We start from the raw sequence: 20,492 nt of genomic DNA on the forward strand, positions 1-20,492 counted from the left end.
AGCGCAGAACGCACCGCACACCGCACACCGCACACCGCACCCCCCCGGACCGTCGGAAGCGGCCGGGGGTGTGCGGCTCGGGGTGCGGAGCCTCGTGCGTCAGGCGGGCTGTTCCGGCGCGGTCGCCTTGATCACCGAGAAGACGCCGCCCTGGGGGTCGGCGAGGACGGCCATACGGCCCGCCACCATGTCGAAGGCCGGAGCCATGACGCTGCCTCCGGCGCGCTCCGTGGCGGCCTGGATCTCGTCGACGTCGTCGACGTGGAAGTACGGCATCCAGTGCGGCGGTACGCCGTCCGGCAGGTTGGCGAGGTCCATCATGCCGCCGACGGCGCGGTCGCCGACCTTGAACTCGGTGTACTCGCCGGCGCCGGGCATCTGGGACTTGGCCGTGGTGACGGGGAGGATCGAGGTGTAGAAGGCGGCCGCGGCGGGGACGTCGCCGGTGTTGAGTTCGCTCCAGATCAGGGCGCCGTGCTCGTTGACGATGCCCGCGCCGTCGAAGGTGCCGGCCTGCCACAGGCCGACGGCGGCGCCGGTCGGGTCGGTGATCACGGCCATCCGGCCGAGGTCCATGACGTCCACCGCGCCCAGCATGACCGAACCACCCGCGTCGGTGACGGACTTGAGGGTGGAGTCGATGGAGTCGGTCGCCAGGTACGTGGTCCACGCGGTCGGCGGCATCGGGTCGGGCACGGTCCCGTCCGGGTTCATCGCCTTCATGATGCCGGCGACGGGCTTGCCCTTGAGGAGGCAGACGGAGTATCCGCCCTGTTCGGCCGGTCCGACCTCGCCCTGCCAGCCGAAGAGGTCGCAGTAGAAGTCGAGGGCCGCCTGCTGGTCGGGGACCATCAGGTCGATCCAGCACGGGGTGCCGGGCTTGTAGGGGCCGTTCATGTCGGGCACGGATGCCTCCGCTGAGGGATGGGGAAGGACGCGCCGTCCCCTACCCGGGCCCTACGACCCGAATCGACCCGTTCGGGTGACGGCGGCGGTCGGCGGCCGGCCCGCCTACTACGAGGCCGGTGACCTGCTCCGCGCTGTCTTCCCCTACTGGGCGGCACACGATGCGGTGTGGGCCGAGACGGAAGCCCTCCAGCGGCAGCTCGCGGACGCGGGTGCGCACCAGTGCGCGAGCCCCGTGGACCTGCTCGTGGCCGTCATCGCGCGGCAGCACGGGCTGACGGTCCTCCACCAGGACGCCGGCTTCGAGACGATCGCCAAGGTCACGGGCCGGCCGGTACGGCGCATCCTCGGCTGAAACGGAGCTGCTCCCGGCCCGAAGGCCGGGGGCAGCTCCGTCGCACCGGTCAGAGCTTCTCGGGGGTGCGGATGCCCAGGAGGGACATGCCCTTCGAGAGGGTGCGGGCCGTCAGCTCGCACAGGAACAGGCGGTTCTCGACCTGCTCCGGAGTGTCGGCCTTGAGGACCGGGCACTCCGAGTAGAACGACGTGTACAGCGACGCCAGCTGGTACAGGTACGCCGCCAGCTTGTGCGGGGCGTGCTCCGCGGCCGCCTCCGCGATCAGCTCGCCGAAGGCGTCCAGGTGCAGACCCAGCGCCCGCTCGGTCGGGGCCAGCGCCACCTCCGGGTGGGCGGCCGGGGTCGCGTCACCGGCCTTGCGCAGGATCGACTGGATACGGGCGTACGCGTACTGGAGGTACACGGACGTGTCACCGTTCAGCGAGACCATCTGGTCCAGGTCGAACTTGTAGTCCCGGGCGGCGGACGTCGACAGGTCGGCGTACTTCACCGCGCCGATGCCCACCTGGGCGCCCCGCTCGGCGATCTCGGCCTCCGTCAGGTCCTGGGCCTTCTCCCGGACCACGGCCGAGGCACGCTCGATCGCCTCGTCCAGCAGGTCCACCAGCCGGACCGTCTCGCCCTCACGGGTCTTGAACGGCTTGCCGTCCTTGCCGAGGACCGTGCCGAAGGCCAGCTGTACGGCCTTGACGTCGTCGTTCAGCCAGCCCGCCCGGCGCGCCGTCTCGAAGACCATCTTGAAGTGGAGCGACTGCCGCGCGTCGACCACGTAGATCAGCTCGGTGGCGCCGAGGTTGGTCACGCGGTCGCGGATCGCCGACAGGTCGGTGGCGGCGTAGCCGAAGCCGCCGTCGGACTTCTGCACGATCAGCGGGGTCGGGTTGCCGTCCGGGCCCTTGACGTCCTCGAAGAACACGCACAGCGCGCCGTTGGAACGGACCGCGACGCCCGACTCCTCCAGCAGCTTGCACGTCTCGACCAGCATGTCGTTGTAGCCGGACTCGCCGACCACGTCCGGGTCCTGGATGTCCATGTCCAGCTTGTTGAAGACCGAGTAGAAGTAGATCTTCGACTCGTCCACGAACCGCTGCCACAGCGCCAGCGTCTCCGCCTCGCCCGCCTGGAGGTCCACCACCCGGGCCCGGGCCCGCGTCTTGAACTCCTCGTCGGAGTCGAACAGGGCGCGCGAGGCCTTGTAGAGGCGGTTCAGGTTGGACATGGCCTCCTCGCCGGAAGCCTGCTCGTCGTCCCCCGCCGACTTGTGGTCCAGCTCGTGCGGGTGCTCCAGCAGGTACTGGATGAGCATGCCGAACTGGGTGCCCCAGTCGCCGATGTGGTGGCGCCGGATGACCTTCTCGCCCGTGAACTCCAGGATCTCCACCATCGCCGCGCCGATCACGGCGGACCGCAGGTGCCCGACGTGCATCTCCTTGGCGACGTTCGGCTGCGCGTAGTCGATCACCGTCGTGCCGGCGGACGCGTTCAGCGGGACGCCGAGCCGGTCGTCGGCCGCGCGGGCCGCCAGCGTCGAGACGATCGCCGAGTCCGCGACGGTGATGTTCAGGAAGCCGGGGCCCGAGACCTCGATCTCCTTGATCAGGTCACCGGCCGGGATGCCCTCGACCACGGTCGTGGCCAGCTCGCGCGGGTTGGCCTTGGCCTTCTTCGCGAGCGCCAGGATGCCGTTGGCCTGGAAGTCGGCCCGGTCGCTTCGTCGCAGCAGCGGGTCGGCGCCACCGGCCTCCGGCAGCGCGGAGGCGAGGGCGTCGGCGACGCGCTGGTTGACGGACGAAGCGAGCGAAGGGACCGAGGCCATGAGCTGCCGTTCCTGTGAGGTTCTGAGGTTCTCTACCGGGGTCGTGCTGGGTCGTGCTTGGGGTCGTGCCGGGGTGCTGCTTGGTTCGTACTCCGTCGGACTTGGGTCTTCCGACAAGAGCCGAGTATCCCACGCGGCCGCCATCCCTTTCGCGGGATATCACTGGGTGGAAGCAACCCCAAAGTGACCCGTTCCGTCTGGGAGAATGGCCGAAGCCAGCATTCGAGATAGAAGGACGTGTCGTGGCTCAGAGCGCGCAGAGCAGCACCGAGACCGACTGGGTCTCCCGTTTCGCGGACGATGTCATCGCCGAGGCGGAGCGCCGAGCCCCGGGCAAAGCAGTGGTCGTCGCCTCCGGCCTCTCGCCCTCCGGCCCGGTCCACCTGGGCAACCTGCGCGAGGTCATGACCCCGCACCTGGTCGCCGACGAGATCCGCCGCCGCGGCCACGAGGTCCGCCACCTCATCTCGTGGGACGACTACGACCGCTTCCGCAAGGTCCCCAAGGGCATCCCCGGCGTCACCGAGGAGTCGCACGCCCGGCACATCGGGCGCCCGCTGACCGCCGTCCCCGCCCCCGAGGGTTCCGCCTACCCGAACTGGGCCGAGCACTTCAAGGCCGCCATGGCCGAGTCCCTGGCCGAGCTCGGCGTCGAGTACGACCCGATCAGCCAGACCGAGCAGTACACCACCGGTGTCTACCGCGAGCAGATCCTGCACGCGATGAAGCACCGCGGCGACATCGACGCCGTCCTCGCCCAGTACCGCACCAAGGCCAAGCCCGGCGGCAAGAAGCCCCAGCAGAAGCAGGTCGACGAGGCCGAGCTGGAGGCCGCCGAGGGCTCCGGCGCCGCCGCCGAGGACGACGGCAGCGCCGGCGAGGGCGGCTACTTCCCGTACAAGCCGTACTGCGGCCAGTGCGGCAAGGACTTCACCAAGGTCACCTCGTACGACGACGAGACCACCGAGATGACCTACGTCTGCACCGAGGACGAGTTCACCGAGACGGTCAAGCTCAGCGAGTTCAACCGCGGCAAGCTCGTCTGGAAGGTCGACTGGCCCATGCGCTGGGCCTTCGAGGGCGTGATCTTCGAGCCCTCCGGCGTCGACCACTCCTCGCCCGGCTCCTCCTTCCAGGTCGGCGGCCAGATCGTCCACATCTTCGGCGGCGAACAGCCCATCGGCCCGATGTACGCCTTCGTCGGCATCAGCGGCATGGCCAAGATGTCCTCCAGCAAGGGCGGGGTCTTCACCCCCGGCGACGCCCTCAAGATCATGGAGCCGCAGCTCCTGCGCTGGCTCTACGCCCGCCGCAGGCCCAACCAGTCCTTCAAGATCGCCTTCGACCAGGAGATCCAGCGCCTCTACGACGAGTGGGACAAGCTGGAGGCCAAGGTCGCCGACGGCTCCGTACTGCCCGCCGACGCCGCCGCCCACAGCCGCGCCGTCCGCGTCGCCTCCCACGAGCTGCCGCGCACCCCCCGCCCGATGCCCTACCGCACCCTCGCGTCGGTCGTCGACATCACCGCCGGACACGACGAGCAGACCCTGCGCATCCTCTCCGACCTGGAGCCGGACAAGCCCCTCACCTCCCTCGACGAGGTACGGCCCCGCCTGGACCGCGCCGAGAACTGGATCACCACCCAGGTCCCCGCCGACCAGCGCACCCTCGTACGCGAGGACCCCGACACGGAGCTGCTGACCTCCCTGGACGACGAGGGCCGCGAATCCCTGCGCCTCCTCCTCGAAGGCCTCGACTCCCACTGGTCGCTCGACGGACTCACCACCCTCGTCTACGGCGTCCCCAAGGTCATGGCCGGCCTCGAACCCGACGCCAAGCCCACCCCCGAGCTCAAGGTCGCCCAGCGCACCTTCTTCGCACTGCTCTACCGGCTCCTCGTCACCCGCGAGACCGGGCCGCGCCTGCCCACGCTGCTCCTCGCCGTCGGCGCGGACCGCGTGCGCAAGCTGCTCGCCGTCTGACACCCCGCCGCCGGAGGCGCACATGCGCGAGGGCCCGCACCCCGAGGGGTGCGGGCCCTTGCGCATACCGGTGTCGCCGGCCTGCCACTACGCGGGCTCGGCCTCACGGTCCTTGTGGTGCTGCTGACGGAACGACGAGATCATCCGCCGCAGCAGAGAACCACTACGCGGGTGCGTCACGCCGTAGCGGTCCGCCAGCATTATGTCGAGGGCCTCAGCGGTCGGATAGTCCTGCGTCTCCTCGGCCAGCGCACAGAACACCTTGTACGCGATCTGCGCGAACTCGACCTCGTCCGGAGAGTCCACCACCGGCACCTGCTCCGGGAACTGCCCGTCCGCCGCCGCCTCGTGACGCGGCTCCGGAATCGGAAGCTGCTGCGCCTGCGGCTCCTCCGGACCCATCGGGGGCAGAACCGGCGTCGGCTCCAGTCCCTCCACGTACTGCGGGTTGTAGCCACCCTCGTACGCGGCCTGCGGGGCCTTCGGAGCAGCGAACCAGGCACTGTTGTGGGCCGCCGGCATCGCCGTCGGATCCACCGCGAACGCCGGCGGGACATGGGCGGCGACCGCCCCGGGCGCACCCTGCTGCACAGCAGACTGCGGAGCCTGGACCGGCTGCTGCGCCTGGGCCTGGAGCGGGTCGGCGGCGCCCGCCGCCGACACCTCAAGCGCCGGAGCCGAACCCGCGAGCTGCTGCTCCAGCGGCGGCAGCACCGCCGGATCGATCCCCGTCGCCGCCAGCGCGTCCGGGGCGGTCTGCGAGAGCGGCACACCGATCCGCGCCAGTTTCAGCGGCATCAACGCCTCCACCGGCGCCTTCTGCCGCCAGAACCGCCCGTACCGCGCCTGCAGCCGCGCCTGGTAGATCAGCCGGTCCTGCTCCATGCCGATCGCCTGCTCGTACGAACGCAGCTCCCACAGCTTCATCCGTCGCCACAGCTTGAACGTCGGCAACGGCGACAGCAGCCACCGCGTGATGCGTACGCCCTCCATGTGCCGGTCCGCCGTGATGTCGGCGATCCGGCCCACCGCGTGCCGGGCGGCCTCCACCGTCACCACGAACAGGATCGGGATCACGGCGTGCATGCCGACACCGAGCGGATCCGGCCACGACGCCGCACCGTTGAACGCGATCGTCGCCGCCGTCAGCAGCCACGCCGTCTGACGCAGCAGCGGGAAGGGGATCCGCATCCACGTCAGCAGCAGGTCCAGCGCCAGCAGCACACAGATACCGGCGTCGATACCGATCGGGAACACCAGGGAGAAACTGCCGAAGCCCTTCTTCTCCGCAAGTTCGCGCACCGCGGCATAAGACCCCGCGAAACCGATACCCGCGATGACGACGGCTCCGGCGACCACGACACCGATGAGTATTCGGTGCGTACGAGTCAGCTGCATCGCGGCCACCCGCGATCCCCTCCCCTAGTCGAGCACAAACCGAGCGCTTACCGCGCCTTTACACAGCCGCGGCAGGCACAGCGTACGGGTGACTCGAAGTCAGCGCCCCAGGAGGCCCCGCCCCGAGATCCGCCGCCGCTCCTACTGGGGCTGGGGGGACTCCGGCTGCGGCTGCTCCGCCGGCTTGTTGGCCGTACCGATCGAGGCCACGGCCTCCTTCGCCGCCGTCAGCGCGTCCTGCAGCAGCTTCGCCTGGTCCGGAGCACCGGCACCCTCGTACGCCGCACCGTTGTAGTCGAGGGTGACCACCACGTTCTGGGAGCGCGCGACCACCGTCGTGTTGAAGAAGTCGACGTCCTTCTTCACCGAGTAGACGACCGACGTGCCCTGGTCGCCCAGGCCCTCGACCGGCTCGGCCTTCACGTTCTGCGCACCCTCGGTGGCCTTCGCCGCCTCGACCTGCTTGCCGTACTGCTCCTCGGCCCGCTTGTTGGCGCTGCCGAGCGACGCGTGCGAATCCGTGCGGAAGAAGGACAGCGACAGCCAGCGGTACTGCGAGCCCTTCAGGCCGTCCTCGTCCAGACCGTTCCAGGAGCAGCTGGCGCGGGTGGCCAGGTCGTTCGACTTGGTCGCCGTGCCGTTCTTGTCCTTCGCCTCCGGCACGAGCGTTTCTATCGTCGCCGTCTGGATCGCCTTGCAGGGATCCGGGAGCGCGGCGAACGCCGCCTTCTCCAGCTCCGGCTTCTTCGCCTTCTCGCCAGGCTTCGAAGAAGCGGACGAACCGGACTTCTTGTCGCCCTTCGAGGCCGAGTCCTTGCCCGAGTCGGAGGAACACCCGGCCACGGTGAGGATCACCGGGACGGCTGCGCAGGCGAGAACGCGGGTGAGGCGCGAGGCTGATCGGTGCATGGTTCCTTCAGTGCTCAGGGGGTCTTCTTCGGACACGGGACCCGGTCAACGGTAGCCCGATCGGGTGCCGGACTGCTGTGCGGGCCGTCACGCCGGAGCGCGGCGCGCACCGCTCACTCGTTGAAGCGGTCGACCAGCGCCAGCGCCAACTGCCGTGCTTTGTCCTGGATTTCGGCGCTCGGCGGGACCGTTCCGGGCAGGGCCGGCTGCACGCTGTACTCGACCTTGACGATGACATTCGAGGTACGGAACACAATCCGCACGGTGCGCGACTGCGCGGCCGTGGCCCCGGCGGGGCTCAGCTTGTCGTCCAGGAAGGCCTCGGTGCCGAGGCCCTCCAGGACGCGCGAGCCGAGCTCGGGCTGGGAGGACGGGCTCGCGCCGGGGGCCGGAGTCCCCGCGGCCGGCGCCCCGGCGGACGGCGCGCCGCTCGCGGGCGGTGCGGCATTCGCGGGCGGTGCGGCATTCGCGGGCGGAGGGGAGGAGGCGGGCGGATTGGCCGGATTGGCCGGATTGGCTGCGCCAGGGCCGGGGGTGGTGGCCGGCCCGGGGAAGGGCAGGTGGGCGTCCGTGAGCAGGCGTACGTAGACCTGCTTGGCCTTGTCGTCGTCGCTGGTGGTGGCCCGGTCGTAGGAGACGACGCGCTCGAAGCCGACCGACAGCAGCCGGGTCTCCTCGGGGGTCTGCGCCGTCCAGCGGCAGCCGACGTGCCGGTCGCCGTCGTAGGAGGAGTCGGCGACGCCGGCGTACAGCTGGTCGAGCTGTTCGGGGGTGAGTCCGTCCGGTTCGGGGAGCATGGCCTTGAGCTTCTTGCTGTCGGCGGCCGCCCGGCAGGGTGCGGGCAGGCTCCGGTACTTGCCCGGCTGGGCGGGTGCGGCGGTGCCGCCGCCGGCCTTCGAGTCGCTGGTACCCGCCCCGTCGCCTCCGCCGGTGCACCCGGTCAGGCCGGCCGCACCGGCCGCGAGCGCGGTGAGCATCGCGATGCCGGGCAGGACTCGCCGTACCGCTTTGCGCTGCACGTCCACTGGCTCCCTTCGACCGGCGGGCCCCCCGACGGTCAGGAAAATGCGTTGCCGCGACTTGGGCGCGGCTGGACACAATGTCTATCGCACACGCTGGTGCTGGCGCCGGTCCCCTGTCGTCTTTGGGATCAAGAGCGAGGCTTTTGCGTAATCTCACCTTTCTGTTGGTTTCGGGGGATTGATCCTTATGTCGTATGTAGAGGTACCGGGGGCGCAGGTCCCGATCCGGATGTGGACGGATCCGGCGTCGGTCGAGGCGGGGGCGATGCAGCAGCTCCACAACGTCGCCACCCTGCCGTGGATCAAGGGTCTGGCCGTCATGCCGGACGTCCACTACGGCAAGGGCGCCACGGTCGGCTCGGTCATCGCCATGAAGGACGCGGTCTGCCCGGCGGCGGTGGGTGTGGACATCGGCTGCGGCATGTCGGCGGTGAAGACGTCCCTGACGGCGAACGACCTCCCGGGCGACCTCTCCAAGCTCCGCTCGAAGATCGAGCAGGCGATCCCGGTGGGGAACGGCATGCACCGAGAGGCGGTGGATCCGGCACGCCTGTACGGGTTCACCGAGGCGGGCTTCGGGGACTTGTGGGAGCGCTTCGACTACGTCGCGGATGCGGTGAAGTTCCGGCGGGATCGCGCGATGCGGCAGATGGGAAGCCTTGGCCAGGGCAATCACTTCTGTGAAGTTTGTATCGATACATCCGGTTCGGTGTGGCTCATGCTGCACTCGGGCTCAAGGAATATCGGCAACGAGCTGGCTGCCTTCCACATCGGCGTTGCCCGCGGGCTGTCCCACAACCAGAACCTCGTCGACCGCGACCTGGCGGTCTTCCTCGCGGCGACGCCCGAGATGGAGGCGTACCGCAACGACCTCTTCTGGGCTCAGGAGTACGCGAAGTACAACCGGGCCGTGATGATGAGCCTGTTCAAGGAGGTCTTCCGCAAGGAGTTCCGCAAGGCCAAGGTCTCCTTCGACCGGGAGATCAGCTGCCACCACAACTACGTGGCGGAGGAGCGGTACGACGGCATGGACCTGCTGGTCACCCGCAAGGGCGCGATCCGCGCCGGCAGCGGTGACTACGGGATCATCCCCGGTTCGATGGGCACCGGCTCGTACATCGTCAAGGGGCTCGGCAACGAGAAGTCCTTCAACTCGGCCTCGCACGGTGCGGGCCGGAAGATGAGCCGGACCGCGGCGAAGAAGAAGTTCTCGGCGCGGGACCTGGCGGAGCAGACCAAGGGCGTCGAGTGCCGTAAGGACTCGGGCGTGGTGGACGAGATCCCGGGTGCGTACAAGTCGATCGAGCAGGTCATCGACCAGCAGACGGACCTCGTCCAGGTGGTGGCCAAGCTCAAGCAGGTCATCTGCGTCAAGGGCTGAGGCCCAAGGCCCGGGCGCGGCTGCAGGGGGAGTGGAGGGGCCCGGACCGATCACGATCGGTCCGGGCCCCTGCATGTGCATCAGCCCGCGGTGCCGTCGAGGAGGAGGCCGACGGGGACATCCAGGGCCGGGGGTCAGAGTTCGCGGTGGACCTTGGTGTTGGAGGCCTGGGCGCGGGGGCGGACCACCAGGAGGTCGATGTTCACGTGGCTGGGGCGGGTCACGGCCCAGGTGACGGTGTCGGCTACGTCGTCGGCGGTGAGGGGTTCCGCGACGCCCTCGTAGACCTTCTCCGCCTTCTCGGCGTCGCCGCGGAAGCGGGTCTTCGCGAACTCGTCGGTCTTGACCATGCCGGGGGCGATCTCGATGACGCGTACGGGCCGGCCGACGATCTCCAGGCGGAGGGTCTCGGCGAGGACGCGGGCGCCGTTCTTGGCGGCGACGTAGCCGGCGCCGCCCTCGTAGGTGGCGTGGCCCGCGGTGGAGGAGAGGACCACGACCGTGCCGTCGCCGGAGGCGGTGAGGGCGGGCAGCAGCGCCTGGGTGACGTTGAGCGTGCCGATGACGTTGACCTCGTACATGGTGCGCCAGTCGGCGGGGTCGCCGGTGGCGACGGGTTCGGCGCCGAGGGCGCCGCCGGCGTTGTTGACGAGGACGTCGCAGCGGTCGAGGGAGGCGGCGAGGGCGTCGACGGCGGCGCGGTCGGTGACGTCGAGCGCGTGGGCGGTCGCGGCGTGGCCGGCCTGGGTGAGCTCGGCGGCGAGGGCTTCGATGCGGTCCTTGCGGCGGGCGGTGAGGACCACGTGGTAGCCGGCCGCGGCGAGCTGCCGGGCGGTGGCCGCGCCGATGCCGCTGCTCGCACCGGTGACTACGGCGGTTCGGGTGGCGGCCGTGCTCATGTGCGGGCTCCTCGGTCGTTCGTACGGGCGATTACCCGCCAGCATAGGCGCGGGCGGCCGGGTCAGCGGCCGCGTGGGGCGTACATGATCACGGCCATTCCGGCGAGGCAGACGAGGGCGCCGACGATGTCCCAGCGGTCGGGGCGGTAGCCGTCGGCGACGGCGCCCCAGGCGAGGGAGCCGGCGACGAAGACGCCTCCGTAGGCGGCGAGGACGCGGGCGAAGTCGCCCTGGGGCTGGAGGGTGGCGGCGAAGCCGTAGAGGCCGAGGGCGATCACGCCGGCGCCGATCCAGGCCCAGCCTCTGTGTTCGCGTACGCCTTGCCAGACGAGCCAGGCGCCGCCGATCTCCAGGAGGGCGGCGAGGGTGAAGAGGGCGATGGAGCGGGCGATCAGCATGGCTCAAAGGTTTGCATGGCAGATGGGGGTGGGCGCGCCCTCGTTCGTGTGATGGTCCGACCGGTGGGGGGTGGTGCGGGGCTAGCCTCCGCGCGAGACGCGAGGAGGTGGTGGCGGTGCGCCGTGTCGCCGTACGGAGTGTGGTGGTGGCGGGGTTGCTGGCGTGCGGGGCGGGAGTGCCCGGTCCGGCGCAGGCGTCGGCGGGGGCTCCGGCGCAGGTGTCGGCGTGGGCGGGGCCGGAGGCCGATGTGTCGTACCACGGCCGGGTCGCCTTGTCGGGGGCGCGGTTGCGGGTGTGGCTGGTTCCGGAGAACGACGGGCCGGCGGCGCTGCCGAACGCGACGCTGCGGGTGCGGCTGTCGGCCGACCTGGCGGACCGGCAGCAGCTGGCGCAGGGCTGTGCGCGGGCGGGTCTGCGTGAGGTGGTGTGCGAGACGGGGCCGCTGCCGTCGCACGGGCGGGGACGGCACGTGGGGTTGGCGCTGGAGCTGCGGGAGCGGGTGCCTGAGGTGGCGGTGCGGGTGGACACCTGGTGGAACGGTGGCGCGACGGACCGGAACCACGCGAACGACGATCACGTGGTGCTGGCCCTGGACACGGGTGACGCCTACGCCTTCTGAGGGCTGTCGCCGCCTTGTCACGCCTTGTCGCCGCCTTCCGGAGCGGGCGTCCGCCCGGGTCGCTCGCGTCAGGCGGTGCCGAATTCGACGAGTGCCTCGTCGACGATCCGCTCCAGGCGGGCGTGGTGGGCGCCGCGCCAGTAGACGCGCTCGCATTCGGTGCACTGGGCGAAGACGTCGTAGGAGCGGTGCGTGCCGTGTTCGAGGCGGTCGCCGACGCTCTCCTTGTCGGCTTCGTGGAGGGGCCCGTTGCAGGCGGTGCAGCGGGTCCACGGGGCGAGGGCGGGGGCGAAGCGGCTGAGGACGTCGCGTAGTTGCTCGTCGGGATTGTCGCTGTAGACGTAGGCGCCGGCGAAGATCTCCCGGCGCCGGAGCAGTCCGCGGTCGCGGGAGAGCAGGACGCGCCGTTCGGCGGCGGAGCGGGTGGCGAGGGCGGGGTCGCCGATGTCCTCGTTCTCGTAGGCGGCGTCGACACCGAGGAGGCGCAGGCGGCGGGCGAGCGTGCCGAGGTGGACGTCGAGGAGGAAGCGGAGGGGGGCGCCGGGGACGTGCTGGGGGCGTTCGACGCCGAGCACCTCGACGTTCTGGCCGTCCTGGGGCACGTAGGAGGTGGCGACCTCCTGGCCGTCGACGAGGAGGCGGCCGACCTCGGTGAGCGGGACCCCGGCGGATTCGACGACGTGGCCGAGGCTGGAGGCGCCGTCGGTGGCGGTCGGTACGCGGTCCGTGCGCCGGCTGGGCGGGGCGAAGAGGCGCAGTTCGGGGGCGAGGGTGAGCTGAATGCCGGGTCCGTTCACCCTGCCAGCATGCCATTGCGGGGTGGGGGGCCGCGCCTGAATTCGGGGCGCCTTACGCGCCTCAGGCGTCGGCGGTGGACCGGTCGTAGGCGGCGCGGTGGGCGTTGACCTCGTCGAAGTGGTTCTCGGCCCACGTCTTCACGGAGGAGAGCAGGCAGCCGAGGCTGCTGCCGAGGTCGGTGAGGCGGTAGTCGACGCGGACGGGGACGGTGGGTGTGACGTGGCGGGTGACGAGGCCGTCGCGTTCGAGGGAGCGCAGGGTCTGGGTGAGCATCTTCTGGCTGACGCCGGGGATCCTGCGGCCGAGGTCGCTGTAGCGCATGGAGCGGTCGTCGGCCTCGCCGAGGGCGCTGACGATGAGGCCGACCCACTTGTCGCTGATGCGGGCGAGGAGCTGGCTGGTCGGGCACTCCCTGAGGAAGGCGTCGTAGGCGGTACGGGCTTCCTCGCGGCGGGCTGCGGCGGTGCTGGTGGCCATGGGTCCCCACTTCCAGGTCCGGTACGCACCTTGGAGTGCGTACTTACGAAAAGAGAGTACCTCTCCCTAGGTTAGTGGTCATCAGAACGGCGCGGGGAGCGCCGGCCGAGAGACGCAGAACGGGGAGAGCGATGAGTGAGCGGACGATGCTGGCGGCCGTGGTGACCGGTTTCGGCGGCCCGGAGCAGGTCGGCCTGGAGCAGGTGCCGGTGCCGCGTCCCGCGGCCGGGCAGGTGCGGATACGGGTCGCCGCGGCGGGGCTCAACCCGGTGGACGGCGCGGTCCGCGCCGGGGTCTTCGGCGGGGCCGGGCAGCGGCTCGGCCTCGGCTGGGACGTGGCGGGGGAGGTCGACGAGACGGGCCCCGGCGTGACCGGCTGGAGCCGCGGTGACCGGGTGGTGGGCCTGCACTACGGCCCGGTGAAGCCGCTGGGCACGCACGCGGAGTACGTGGTGCTCGACGCCGGCGCGGTCGCCGCGGCACCGGCCGCGGTGGACGTGCCGACCGCGGCGGCCCTGCCGCTGGCCGGCCTGACCGCGGCCCGGGCCGTGGACCAGCTGGGGCTCGCGCCCGGCTCGTCCGTGCTGGTCACCGGTGCGGCCGGCGTGGTCGGCGGGCTGGCGGTGCAGCTCGCGGCGCGGGTCGGCCTGGTGGTGACGGCCCTGGCGGGTGCGGGGGACGAGGAGCTCGTACGGTCGCTGGGCGCGGCTGCCTTCGTCCCGCGCGGCGGGGCTCCGGACGGGCCGGTGGACGGGGTCCTGGACGCGGCCGTGCTGGGTGGTGACGCGCTGGCCCACGTCCGTGACGGCGGGGTCTACGTCGGCCTGATCCCGAACCACGCCCCGGCGGCGGAGCGCGGCATCCGCATCGAGGAGCAGGAGGTCGCCGCGGACGGTGAGCTGCTGGCCCGTCTGGTGTCGCTCGTGGACGAGGGTGCGCTGACCCTGCGGGTCGCGGAGGTCTTCCCGCTCGCCGAGGCGGCGAAGGCGCACGAGCGGCTGGCGGTGCCGGGCGTGCGCGGCCGGATCGTCCTGACGCCGTGACGGGGCCGGCGGCCCCACCCGCAGGCGCCGGTGGCGGCTCGGGTGGGGCATGCCGGGCGGGCATGCCCTCGACGTCTCGGTCTCCGGGATCCCCGACCTCGTCACCCGCGATCAGGTGTGCGTCCCATCGCGGCGTCCAGCAGCGGCCGCATCGGGTAGGAGGAGCAGCTTGCCGGTGGTACGCCGAGCCTCCAGATCGCTGTGGGCCCGGGCGGCCTCGGACAATGCGTAGCGGCCCGTCACGGTGACCTCAAGCGCCTTGGAGCGAACCCACTCGAACACATCGGCGGCCCGTCGGAGCAGTTCGGACCGATCGGCGATGAAGTCCCCGAGGCTGGGCCGGATCAGGGTCAGCGAACCGCCGTGGGCGAGCCGCATCGGATCGAACGGAGGCACGGCACCACTTGCCGCGCCGAAGAGCACGAGGTGGCCGCGGGTTCGCAGGCCGGCGAGGCTCGCGTCGAAGGTGTGCGCGCCGACGCCGTCGAAGACAACCGGCAGTCCCTGACCGCCGTTGAGCCGCCTCACCTCGGCTGCGAGATCGTCGACTGCGGAGGGAACGATCACCTCGGCGGCCCCGGCACGCTTCGCCAGCTCGGCCTTCGCCGTGGTCGACGTCGTGCCGATCACCCTGCCGCCGAGGTGGGTGATGAGCTGGGTCAGAAGCAGCCCCATGCCACCGGCAGCCGCATGCACGAGCACCGTGTCGCCCCCCTGAACCGGGTAGGCGTCCTTGACGAGATAGTGCGCGGTCATGCCTTGGAGGAGCACGGCGGCGGCTGTCTCGAAGCCGATGTCGTCGGGCAGCGGCACCAGCCGGGAGGCGTCCACGACGGCCCGCTCGGCATACGAGCCGGGGATCTCCACCCAACCGACCCGGTCCCCGACTGCGACGTCGGTGACGTCGGGTCCGACTTCGACGACCGTGCCGGCGCCCTCGGTGCCCGGGGTGAAGGGCAGCGGGAGGCTGTACCGGCCTTCGCGGTGGTAGACGTCGAGGAAGTTGACCCCGGATGCGGCGACCTCCACGATCGCCTCGCCCGGACCCGGCCGCGGCTGGTCCACCTCGGCCTCCTGCAGCACCTCGGGACCGCCCACTTCGTACACCTGAATCGCTCGCATGGCCCTCCAATGTCGGCTCATCCCCCACCAACCCCGTTGACGGCACTCCGATTCCCGAACCCCCGTACGGAGCTGCCGACGTACGACGGGCTGCGCGCCGCCGAGGCCAAGGGGCAGCAAGGGCGGGCGCCGCCCCGCGGTTGCGGCCACGAAACCGACGGGGTTCCCCGAGGCCGGGCGCCGAGATTTTCTTGCGCATGTTCGTCGGTGGTCCGGGTGGTGCGGATCCGGACAGTGTCCGCCTGGGGTGCTCCGCCGTGCTGCGGGTGCGGCTGACCTGCGCCGGGCCCTTGGCCGGGGTGCGGGGGGCGCGCCGAAATGGAGGGCCGCCAGGCCGGATATCGAACACTGAATGATCAATTCCAAGTGCCAACAATCGCTGTGGCAAAGGGAATTGACCTTTGACTTCCGATCGGCGTGGCCTAGCCTGGCTCTCAGCCGACCGGGGGGAAGGGCTTCGGCTGCCCTGCCCTCTCACTGCATCAGTCACCACCCGACGAGGGGGAGTAACGAGTGCTCAGTAAGAGGATTTCGGCCGGATTCATCGCGATGGCGGCCGTCGCCGGCGTCGTCGCCGCGGCACCGTCCGCATCGGCCGTGGACCGTACCTGCTACGACGGCAATTTCTGCATCTACAAGGACCGGGACTACTCCACCAACAACTCGATGTACCGGACGAAGTACGAGTCCGCGCGCTGGGACATCGACATGCCGGCCGTGTACGAGGCCGACAGCTCCTGGTGGAACCGGCGAGGTCAGTCGTCCAAGACCTACGGCGGTCGCTGGATGTCGCTCGGCGTCGAGATCTGTCTCATTCCCGGTGGTTCCGTGAACTACTACTGGGACGCCAACGACGATGGTGCGAGCAACACGCTGAACGACGGCTCCCGCTGCTGACCATCGCTCGAAGGCCGGGCCGCCCCCGCAGCGCGGGGGCGGCCCGGCCGCACCTTCGGAGGACACGGACATTGAACAAGCGCATCCGGGTTGTGACGGCGATCGCGGTGGCGGCGGTGCTGACGGGCTCCGTCTCCGCCTGCTCGGAGGAGTCCCCCAAGGACATGGAGACGGCCCGCAGGGCCCAGGCCGCGCTCGACAGTGCGAACGAGGCGCTGGAGCAGGAGCGTGAGGCCGAGACCAAGCTGATCCGCAAGTGCATGAACGACCAGGGTTTCAAGGTGTTCCCGTCCGACGGCGCCAACAGCAGCAAGGCCGGCAAGCGCAGCGAAGACCTCACCCCGACGCCCGAGACCGCGCGCACCGTGGGCTACGGCGCCGATCCGCGCCGTTCGGACAACCAGAAGACCCAGGAGGTCGGCGACGACTTCGACGCGCTGCCGGAGGACGTCAAGCGGGCCCACAGCATGGCCATGGACGGCTACGTCGACAAGCCCGAGGGCGGGGTCGAGTTCGACTTCGGCGGTGGCAAGGTCATGGTGCCGTCGAAGGGCTGCCGCGGCGAGACCCTGAAGGCCGTGTACGGGGACGTGAAGGAATACCTGCGGCTCAACTGGACGGTGTACAACACCGTGAAGCAGGACAGTGCGCACATTCTCGCCGACGACGACGCCTATCAGAAGGCATTGTCGGAATGGGCTTCCTGCATGAAGGCCGGTGGTTATCCGGAGATTCCGACTCCCGAGAAGGCCAGGGAGGCGGCGCTTTCGCATTACGCGAATGTCGCGGACGGCGATACAGTCGCCCTCGACAACGCGCAGCGCGCTGAGATCAAACAGGCCACCACTGATGCCGATTGCGGTACGAAGGTCGGGCTCAACACGAAGGCGCGGGAGGCCAAGAGCAAGGCGTCCGCCGATTCGCTGGTGAAGCACGAGGCGGAGATCACCGCCTGGCTGGAACTCGTCACCAAAGCCAAGGGCAGGGCACAGGAACTACTGCGAGAGACGTCGTAACACCGTGATGAGCCTTGAACACCCCGAAGGGGCCCAGGAGGCCGAGCCGTCCGGCGGGCGGGCCCGTCACCGGTCCAGGCGGGGCCTCGTCATCGCCGCCGCCGTCGTGGTGCTGTTCGGAAGTTCCGGATCGGTCTGGTGGATCGCATCCCAGGCCAGAACACCCGAGCAGCGTGCCTCGAACGCCGCCGCGCCCCCGCCTTCGCGGATCACGGGGAAGGTCTCCGACGAGCAGCTCGTCGAGAAGATGGACCTGACCGGGAAGGTCGAGACGGCCTCCCGGACGACCGTCACCGGCACCATGCCGCAGGGCACGAGCCGCGCGGTCGTGACGGGCCTGCCCGCGACGGCGGGCAAGAGCCTGAAGGCCGGTGCGGTCGTCGCCGAGGTGTCGGGCCGCCCGGTGCTGCTCCTGCCGGGCCGCTTCCCCGCGTACCGGGACCTGAGGGCGGGCGACAAGGGCCCCGACGTCCGGCAACTGCAGCGCGCGCTCAAGCCCCTGTACGGGACGGCCGTGAGCGGAACGTACGACCGGGCCACCGTCGAGGCGGTGCGCAGGCTGTACGCGGCGGCCGGGTACGAGGGGCCGTCCGGACAGGGGCAGGGCGGCGGCGCGAGCGGCGGCGGCGCGAGTGCCGGCTCGGCCACCGGCCGGCCCGCCGGCGGCGCCGCCCCCCGCGGCGGCGCGGAGACCGACGGCGGCACGGGCGCGGCCCCCGCCGCGAACGGCGCCCCGAGCGCGGCGCCCGACAGCGGCTCCGACGCGCCGCCCGCCGCCGGACCGGCCAAGCCCGGTGAGACGCTGCCGGCCGCGGAGGTCGCGTACGTCGGCACCCTCCCGGCCACGGTGGTGCAGGTCACCGCGGCGGTGGGCGACGCGGCCGACAAGCCGCTCGTCGTCCTCGGCAGCGGCGGCCGCCAGGTACGGGCGCCCCTCACCGCGGACCAGCGCACCCGCTTACGCGACCTGCCGAACGACGCGGTCATCCGCTTCGGCACCGGCCCCTACGCGGGGCGGGAGGGCAGCCTCGGCTCCCTCACCGGGGTCCCCGACGCCAAGGGCGGCGGCGACCAGCAGGGGAACGCGAAAACGGGCGGGCAGGACGGCGGTGACACGTCCGGCACCGCCGGCACCACAGGTACGGGCACCGCGGGAAGCGGCGGCGGGGCAGGCGGCGGGACACGGCACGAGGCGCTGTTCGTCCCCAGCGGCGCGGAGGCCGAGGAAGGGGCGGTCCAGCAGATCAGCGTCGAGCTGCGGCGCAGCCCCAAGGGCGCGCTGACCGTTCCGGTGTCGGCCGTCTGGACCGACCTCGGCGGCTCGTCCACGGTCACCGTCACCGAGAACGGCAAGGAGCGCAACGTCCCCGTCGAGGTGCTGTTCACCCATGACGGCCTCACCGCCGTCAACGCGATCGACTCGAACCTCGGCGCCGGCCAGAGCGTCGTCCTCGTGCGCCGCGGCAAGGCGGCGGACAGCTCCGACGGGGGCGGCGGCGATGACTGATCCGGCCCCCGTCATCGAGATGGCCGGCATCGCCAAGACGTACCCGGGGCCGCCGCCCGTGCGCGCGCTGACCGACGTCACGCTGACCATCAGGCCCGGCCGGCTCGCCGCCATCGTCGGCCCGTCCGGCTCGGGCAAGTCCACGCTGCTGAGCGTGCTCGGGCTGCTCGACGTACCCACCCGCGGCCGGTACCTGCTGGGTGGAAGGGACACCACCGACCTGTCGGAACGGGCTCGCACCGCCCTGCGGGCCTCGACGCTCGGCTTCGTCTTCCAGGCCTTCCACCTGGTCCCGCACCTGACGTGCGTACAGAACGTGGCCCTTCCGCTCGTCCACCTGGGCGTGCCCCGCGCGGCGCGGCGGCCGCAGGCCGTGGCGGCCCTGGAATCCGTGGGCCTCGGGCACCGGCTGGACGTCAGACCCACCACGCTGTCCGGTGGCGAGCGGCAGCGCGTCGCCGTCGCGCGGGCGATCGTCCACCGGCCGGCCGTCGTGCTGTGCGACGAGCCCACCGGCAACCTCGACACCGCCAACTCGGCCCGCGTCATGGACCTGTTGACAGGACTGGTGGCGCAGGACCGGGCCGTCGTCGTGGTCACGCACGAACCCGACGTGGCGGCCCGCGCCGACCACGTGTTCAAGGTGGTGGACGGCCGTGTTTCGTAGCCGCGGGACGCGTGAGCCGTCCGACGGGGAGACGGGGCGTATGGAGCGGAAGGCGGCCCCCGCCGCTCCGCGGACGTCCGCCGTGGACCTGCTCGTGCAGGCCTTCCTGGCGCTGTTCGGCCGCCGGTTCCGCACCCTGCTGACGATGGTGGGCATCTCCGTGGGGCTGGCCGCGGCACTCGCCACGCTCGGTATCACCGCCAGCGCGGCCGGTGCCGTGTCCGACCAGTTCGACGCACTCAAGGCGACCCGGGTGACGGTCAAGTACCCCTCGGAGCCCGTCGCCGGGATCCGGCCCCGGCCCGACGGCGGCGACACCGAACGGGTCCGGGGCCTCAACGGGGTCCGTACCGCGGGTCTGCTCAGCAAGGCCGGTGAACAGCCGGTGGTCTCCCGCCTGCGGTCGGGCACGTCGAACGACCTGCCCGAGGGCACGGTGCTCGCCGCGCAGCCCGACGCCCTGCTGGCCATGTCGGCCGAACTCACCCAGGGCCGGTGGTTCGACACCGGGCACGATGCGCGGCGGGAGCGGGTGGCCCTCCTCGACACCGCAGCCGCGTCCCGGCTGACCGTCGACGGCGGCGCCGGCAACTCCGTGATCCACCTCAACGGCGTCCCGTTCAGCGTGGTCGGGGTCTTCCGCGCCCCCTCCGGAGACACGAACCTCACCGGTTCCGTCGTCGTCCCCTACTGGGCCGCCCTCCAGGACCCGGCCGGGCTGGGCTTCGCCCCCGCGGAAATGATCATCCGTACGGATCTGGGCGCCGCCGACCAGATCGGCGCCGAAGCCCCCTTCGCCCTGGCCCCGGGCGCCCCGGACAAGCTCGTCGCGCTCGTGCCGCCGGACCCGCGGTCCCTGCGCCAGGGCGTGGAGTCGCAGACCCGGGCGCTGTTCCTGGGACTGGCCGCCGTCTCCCTCGGCGTGGGCGCGCTCGGCGTCAGCAACACCGCCTACGTGTCCGTGCTGGAGCGCCGCTCCGAGATCGGACTGCGCCGTGCCCTCGGCGCCTCCCGGAGGGCGGTCGCCGGGCAGTTCTGCATCGAGAGCGGGCTGGTCGGGCTCGCCGGCGGGGTCGTCGGCACGGTCCTGGGCATCCAGATCACCGCGGTGACGTGCCTGGCCAAGGACTGGCTGGTGGTCCTCGACCCCGCCCTCACGTCGGCGGGGCCGCTGGTGGGCCTCGTGGTGGGGCTGGCCGCAGGGCTGTACCCGGCCCTGGCGGCCGCCCGCATCCTGCCCGCCGAGACGCTTCGGGCGGGCGTGTAGGAGGGGCGG

At 71.3% G+C, this 20,492-nt stretch carries 20 protein-coding genes; 10 read left to right on the top strand and 10 right to left on the bottom strand.

Annotated elements, in window-relative coordinates; translation table 11 throughout:
- Positions 1–99: 99 nt before the first annotated feature.
- Complete coding sequence (locus tag BSL84_RS19080; protein WP_030028038.1) at positions 100–897, bottom strand: VOC family protein; 798 nt, start codon at positions 895–897, stop codon at positions 100–102.
- A gap of 85 nt (positions 898–982) precedes the next feature.
- Here BSL84_RS19080 and BSL84_RS19085 point away from each other — a divergent pair, with 85 nt between their 5' ends.
- Positions 983–1,261 (top strand): hypothetical protein, encoded by a 279-nt coding sequence (locus BSL84_RS19085; RefSeq protein WP_051873144.1) that lies wholly within the window; start codon positions 983–985, stop codon positions 1,259–1,261.
- 49 nt (positions 1,262–1,310) lie between these two features.
- Here the strand turns inward: BSL84_RS19085 and argS are convergent, their stop codons facing one another.
- Positions 1,311–3,080, bottom strand: coding sequence for an arginine--tRNA ligase (gene argS / locus BSL84_RS19090; protein ID WP_030028041.1), 1,770 nt, complete (start codon positions 3,078–3,080; stop codon positions 1,311–1,313).
- 242 nt (positions 3,081–3,322) lie between these two features.
- Between argS and lysS the strand changes: the two genes are divergently transcribed.
- Positions 3,323–5,062 carry a lysine--tRNA ligase gene (gene lysS / locus BSL84_RS19095; RefSeq protein ID WP_075970806.1) on the top strand — a complete coding sequence of 580 codons (1,740 nt, stop codon included), beginning with the start codon at positions 3,323–3,325 and terminating at the stop codon, positions 5,060–5,062.
- Between the two features lie 87 nt (positions 5,063–5,149).
- Here lysS and BSL84_RS19100 read toward each other — a convergent pair whose 3' ends face one another.
- The 3 genes from BSL84_RS19100 to BSL84_RS19110 form a co-directional block, all read right to left on the bottom strand.
- The gene (locus BSL84_RS19100; RefSeq protein ID WP_045321424.1) at positions 5,150–6,469 is read right to left on the bottom strand and encodes a DUF2637 domain-containing protein; all 1,320 of its coding nucleotides are present in this window, start codon (positions 6,467–6,469) and stop codon (positions 5,150–5,152) included.
- A 132-nt stretch (positions 6,470–6,601) separates the two neighbouring features.
- Positions 6,602–7,369, bottom strand: a complete 768-nt coding sequence (locus tag BSL84_RS19105; protein ID WP_045321423.1) for a DUF3558 family protein — start codon at positions 7,367–7,369, stop codon at positions 6,602–6,604.
- 113 nt (positions 7,370–7,482) lie between these two features.
- Positions 7,483–8,388: a hypothetical protein gene (locus BSL84_RS19110; RefSeq protein ID WP_075972153.1), complete on the bottom strand. Its 906-nt coding sequence runs from the start codon at positions 8,386–8,388 to the stop codon at positions 7,483–7,485.
- Positions 8,389–8,578: 190 nt separating this feature from the next.
- On the opposite strand from BSL84_RS19110, the gene BSL84_RS19115 reads away from it, so the two are divergent.
- The gene (locus BSL84_RS19115; RefSeq protein ID WP_075970807.1) at positions 8,579–9,772 is read left to right on the top strand and encodes an RtcB family protein; all 1,194 of its coding nucleotides are present in this window, start codon (positions 8,579–8,581) and stop codon (positions 9,770–9,772) included.
- A gap of 134 nt (positions 9,773–9,906) precedes the next feature.
- On the opposite strand, the gene BSL84_RS19120 is transcribed toward BSL84_RS19115, so the two are convergent.
- Complete coding sequence (locus tag BSL84_RS19120; RefSeq protein ID WP_030029775.1) at positions 9,907–10,671, bottom strand: SDR family NAD(P)-dependent oxidoreductase; 765 nt, start codon at positions 10,669–10,671, stop codon at positions 9,907–9,909.
- Positions 10,672–10,733: 62 nt separating this feature from the next.
- A complete protein-coding gene (locus BSL84_RS19125) occupies positions 10,734–11,069 on the bottom strand; it encodes a YnfA family protein (RefSeq protein ID WP_030029774.1) in 336 nt (111 codons plus the stop codon).
- A 116-nt stretch (positions 11,070–11,185) separates the two neighbouring features.
- Between BSL84_RS19125 and BSL84_RS19130 the strand changes: the two genes are divergently transcribed.
- Positions 11,186–11,689, top strand: a complete 504-nt coding sequence (locus BSL84_RS19130; RefSeq protein WP_234363482.1) for a hypothetical protein — start codon at positions 11,186–11,188, stop codon at positions 11,687–11,689.
- 68 nt (positions 11,690–11,757) lie between these two features.
- On the opposite strand, the gene BSL84_RS19135 is transcribed toward BSL84_RS19130, so the two are convergent.
- Together BSL84_RS19135 and BSL84_RS19140 are read right to left on the bottom strand one after the other, a co-directional pair.
- Positions 11,758–12,486 (bottom strand): Mut7-C RNAse domain-containing protein, encoded by a 729-nt coding sequence (locus BSL84_RS19135; RefSeq protein WP_030029772.1) that lies wholly within the window; start codon positions 12,484–12,486, stop codon positions 11,758–11,760.
- 61 nt (positions 12,487–12,547) lie between these two features.
- Entirely contained in the window at positions 12,548–12,964 is a 417-nt protein-coding gene (locus tag BSL84_RS19140) for a winged helix-turn-helix transcriptional regulator (protein ID WP_030029771.1), read from the bottom strand.
- Between the two features lie 146 nt (positions 12,965–13,110).
- On the opposite strand from BSL84_RS19140, the gene BSL84_RS19145 reads away from it, so the two are divergent.
- Positions 13,111–14,007, top strand: a complete 897-nt coding sequence (locus BSL84_RS19145) for an NADP-dependent oxidoreductase (RefSeq protein WP_075970808.1) — start codon at positions 13,111–13,113, stop codon at positions 14,005–14,007.
- 111 nt (positions 14,008–14,118) lie between these two features.
- Here BSL84_RS19145 and BSL84_RS19150 read toward each other — a convergent pair whose 3' ends face one another.
- Positions 14,119–15,129 carry a quinone oxidoreductase family protein gene (locus BSL84_RS19150; RefSeq protein WP_075970809.1) on the bottom strand — a complete coding sequence of 337 codons (1,011 nt, stop codon included), beginning with the start codon at positions 15,127–15,129 and terminating at the stop codon, positions 14,119–14,121.
- 513 nt (positions 15,130–15,642) lie between these two features.
- Between BSL84_RS19150 and BSL84_RS19155 the strand changes: the two genes are divergently transcribed.
- The 5 genes from BSL84_RS19155 to BSL84_RS19175 all read left to right on the top strand — a co-directional run bounded on the left by BSL84_RS19155 (position 15,643) and on the right by BSL84_RS19175 (position 20,483).
- Positions 15,643–16,026, top strand: a complete 384-nt coding sequence (locus BSL84_RS19155; protein ID WP_158879852.1) for a peptidase inhibitor family I36 protein — start codon at positions 15,643–15,645, stop codon at positions 16,024–16,026.
- Between the two features lie 71 nt (positions 16,027–16,097).
- Positions 16,098–17,042 (top strand): hypothetical protein, encoded by a 945-nt coding sequence (locus BSL84_RS19160; protein WP_159393532.1) that lies wholly within the window; start codon positions 16,098–16,100, stop codon positions 17,040–17,042.
- Between the two features lie 7 nt (positions 17,043–17,049).
- Positions 17,050–18,549, top strand: coding sequence for a peptidoglycan-binding domain-containing protein (locus tag BSL84_RS19165; protein WP_075970811.1), 1,500 nt, complete (start codon positions 17,050–17,052; stop codon positions 18,547–18,549).
- Entirely contained in the window at positions 18,542–19,216 is a 675-nt protein-coding gene (locus BSL84_RS19170) for an ABC transporter ATP-binding protein (protein WP_075970812.1), read from the top strand. Before BSL84_RS19165 ends, BSL84_RS19170 begins: the two co-directional genes overlap by 8 nt.
- Positions 19,217–19,256: 40 nt before the next feature.
- Positions 19,257–20,483: an ABC transporter permease gene (locus tag BSL84_RS19175; protein WP_075970813.1), complete on the top strand. Its 1,227-nt coding sequence runs from the start codon at positions 19,257–19,259 to the stop codon at positions 20,481–20,483.
- The last annotated feature ends 9 nt before the right edge of the window (positions 20,484–20,492 follow it).

Source organism: Streptomyces sp. TN58, from assembly GCF_001941845.1.
GTDB lineage: Bacteria > Actinomycetota > Actinomycetes > Streptomycetales > Streptomycetaceae > Streptomyces.

Excerpts from the sequence above, each read along its gene's own strand:
- BSL84_RS19080 (WP_030028038.1), bottom strand. The coding sequence starts at position 897 with ATGAACGGCCCCTACAAGCCCGGCACCCCGTGCTGGATCGACCTGATG.
- argS (WP_030028041.1), bottom strand. The coding sequence starts at position 3,080 with ATGGCCTCGGTCCCTTCGCTCGCTTCGTCCGTCAACCAGCGCGTCGCC.
- BSL84_RS19105 (WP_045321423.1), bottom strand. The coding sequence starts at position 7,369 with ATGCACCGATCAGCCTCGCGCCTCACCCGCGTTCTCGCCTGCGCAGCC.
- BSL84_RS19115 (WP_075970807.1), top strand. The coding sequence starts at position 8,579 with ATGTCGTATGTAGAGGTACCGGGGGCGCAGGTCCCGATCCGGATGTGG.
- BSL84_RS19120 (WP_030029775.1), bottom strand. The coding sequence starts at position 10,671 with ATGAGCACGGCCGCCACCCGAACCGCCGTAGTCACCGGTGCGAGCAGC.
- BSL84_RS19125 (WP_030029774.1), bottom strand. The coding sequence starts at position 11,069 with ATGCTGATCGCCCGCTCCATCGCCCTCTTCACCCTCGCCGCCCTCCTG.
- BSL84_RS19140 (WP_030029771.1), bottom strand. The coding sequence starts at position 12,964 with ATGGCCACCAGCACCGCCGCAGCCCGCCGCGAGGAAGCCCGTACCGCC.
- BSL84_RS19145 (WP_075970808.1), top strand. The coding sequence starts at position 13,111 with ATGCTGGCGGCCGTGGTGACCGGTTTCGGCGGCCCGGAGCAGGTCGGC.
- BSL84_RS19150 (WP_075970809.1), bottom strand. The coding sequence starts at position 15,129 with ATGCGAGCGATTCAGGTGTACGAAGTGGGCGGTCCCGAGGTGCTGCAG.
- BSL84_RS19165 (WP_075970811.1), top strand. The coding sequence starts at position 17,050 with ATGAGCCTTGAACACCCCGAAGGGGCCCAGGAGGCCGAGCCGTCCGGC.
- BSL84_RS19170 (WP_075970812.1), top strand. The coding sequence starts at position 18,542 with ATGACTGATCCGGCCCCCGTCATCGAGATGGCCGGCATCGCCAAGACG.
- BSL84_RS19175 (WP_075970813.1), top strand. The coding sequence starts at position 19,257 with ATGGAGCGGAAGGCGGCCCCCGCCGCTCCGCGGACGTCCGCCGTGGAC.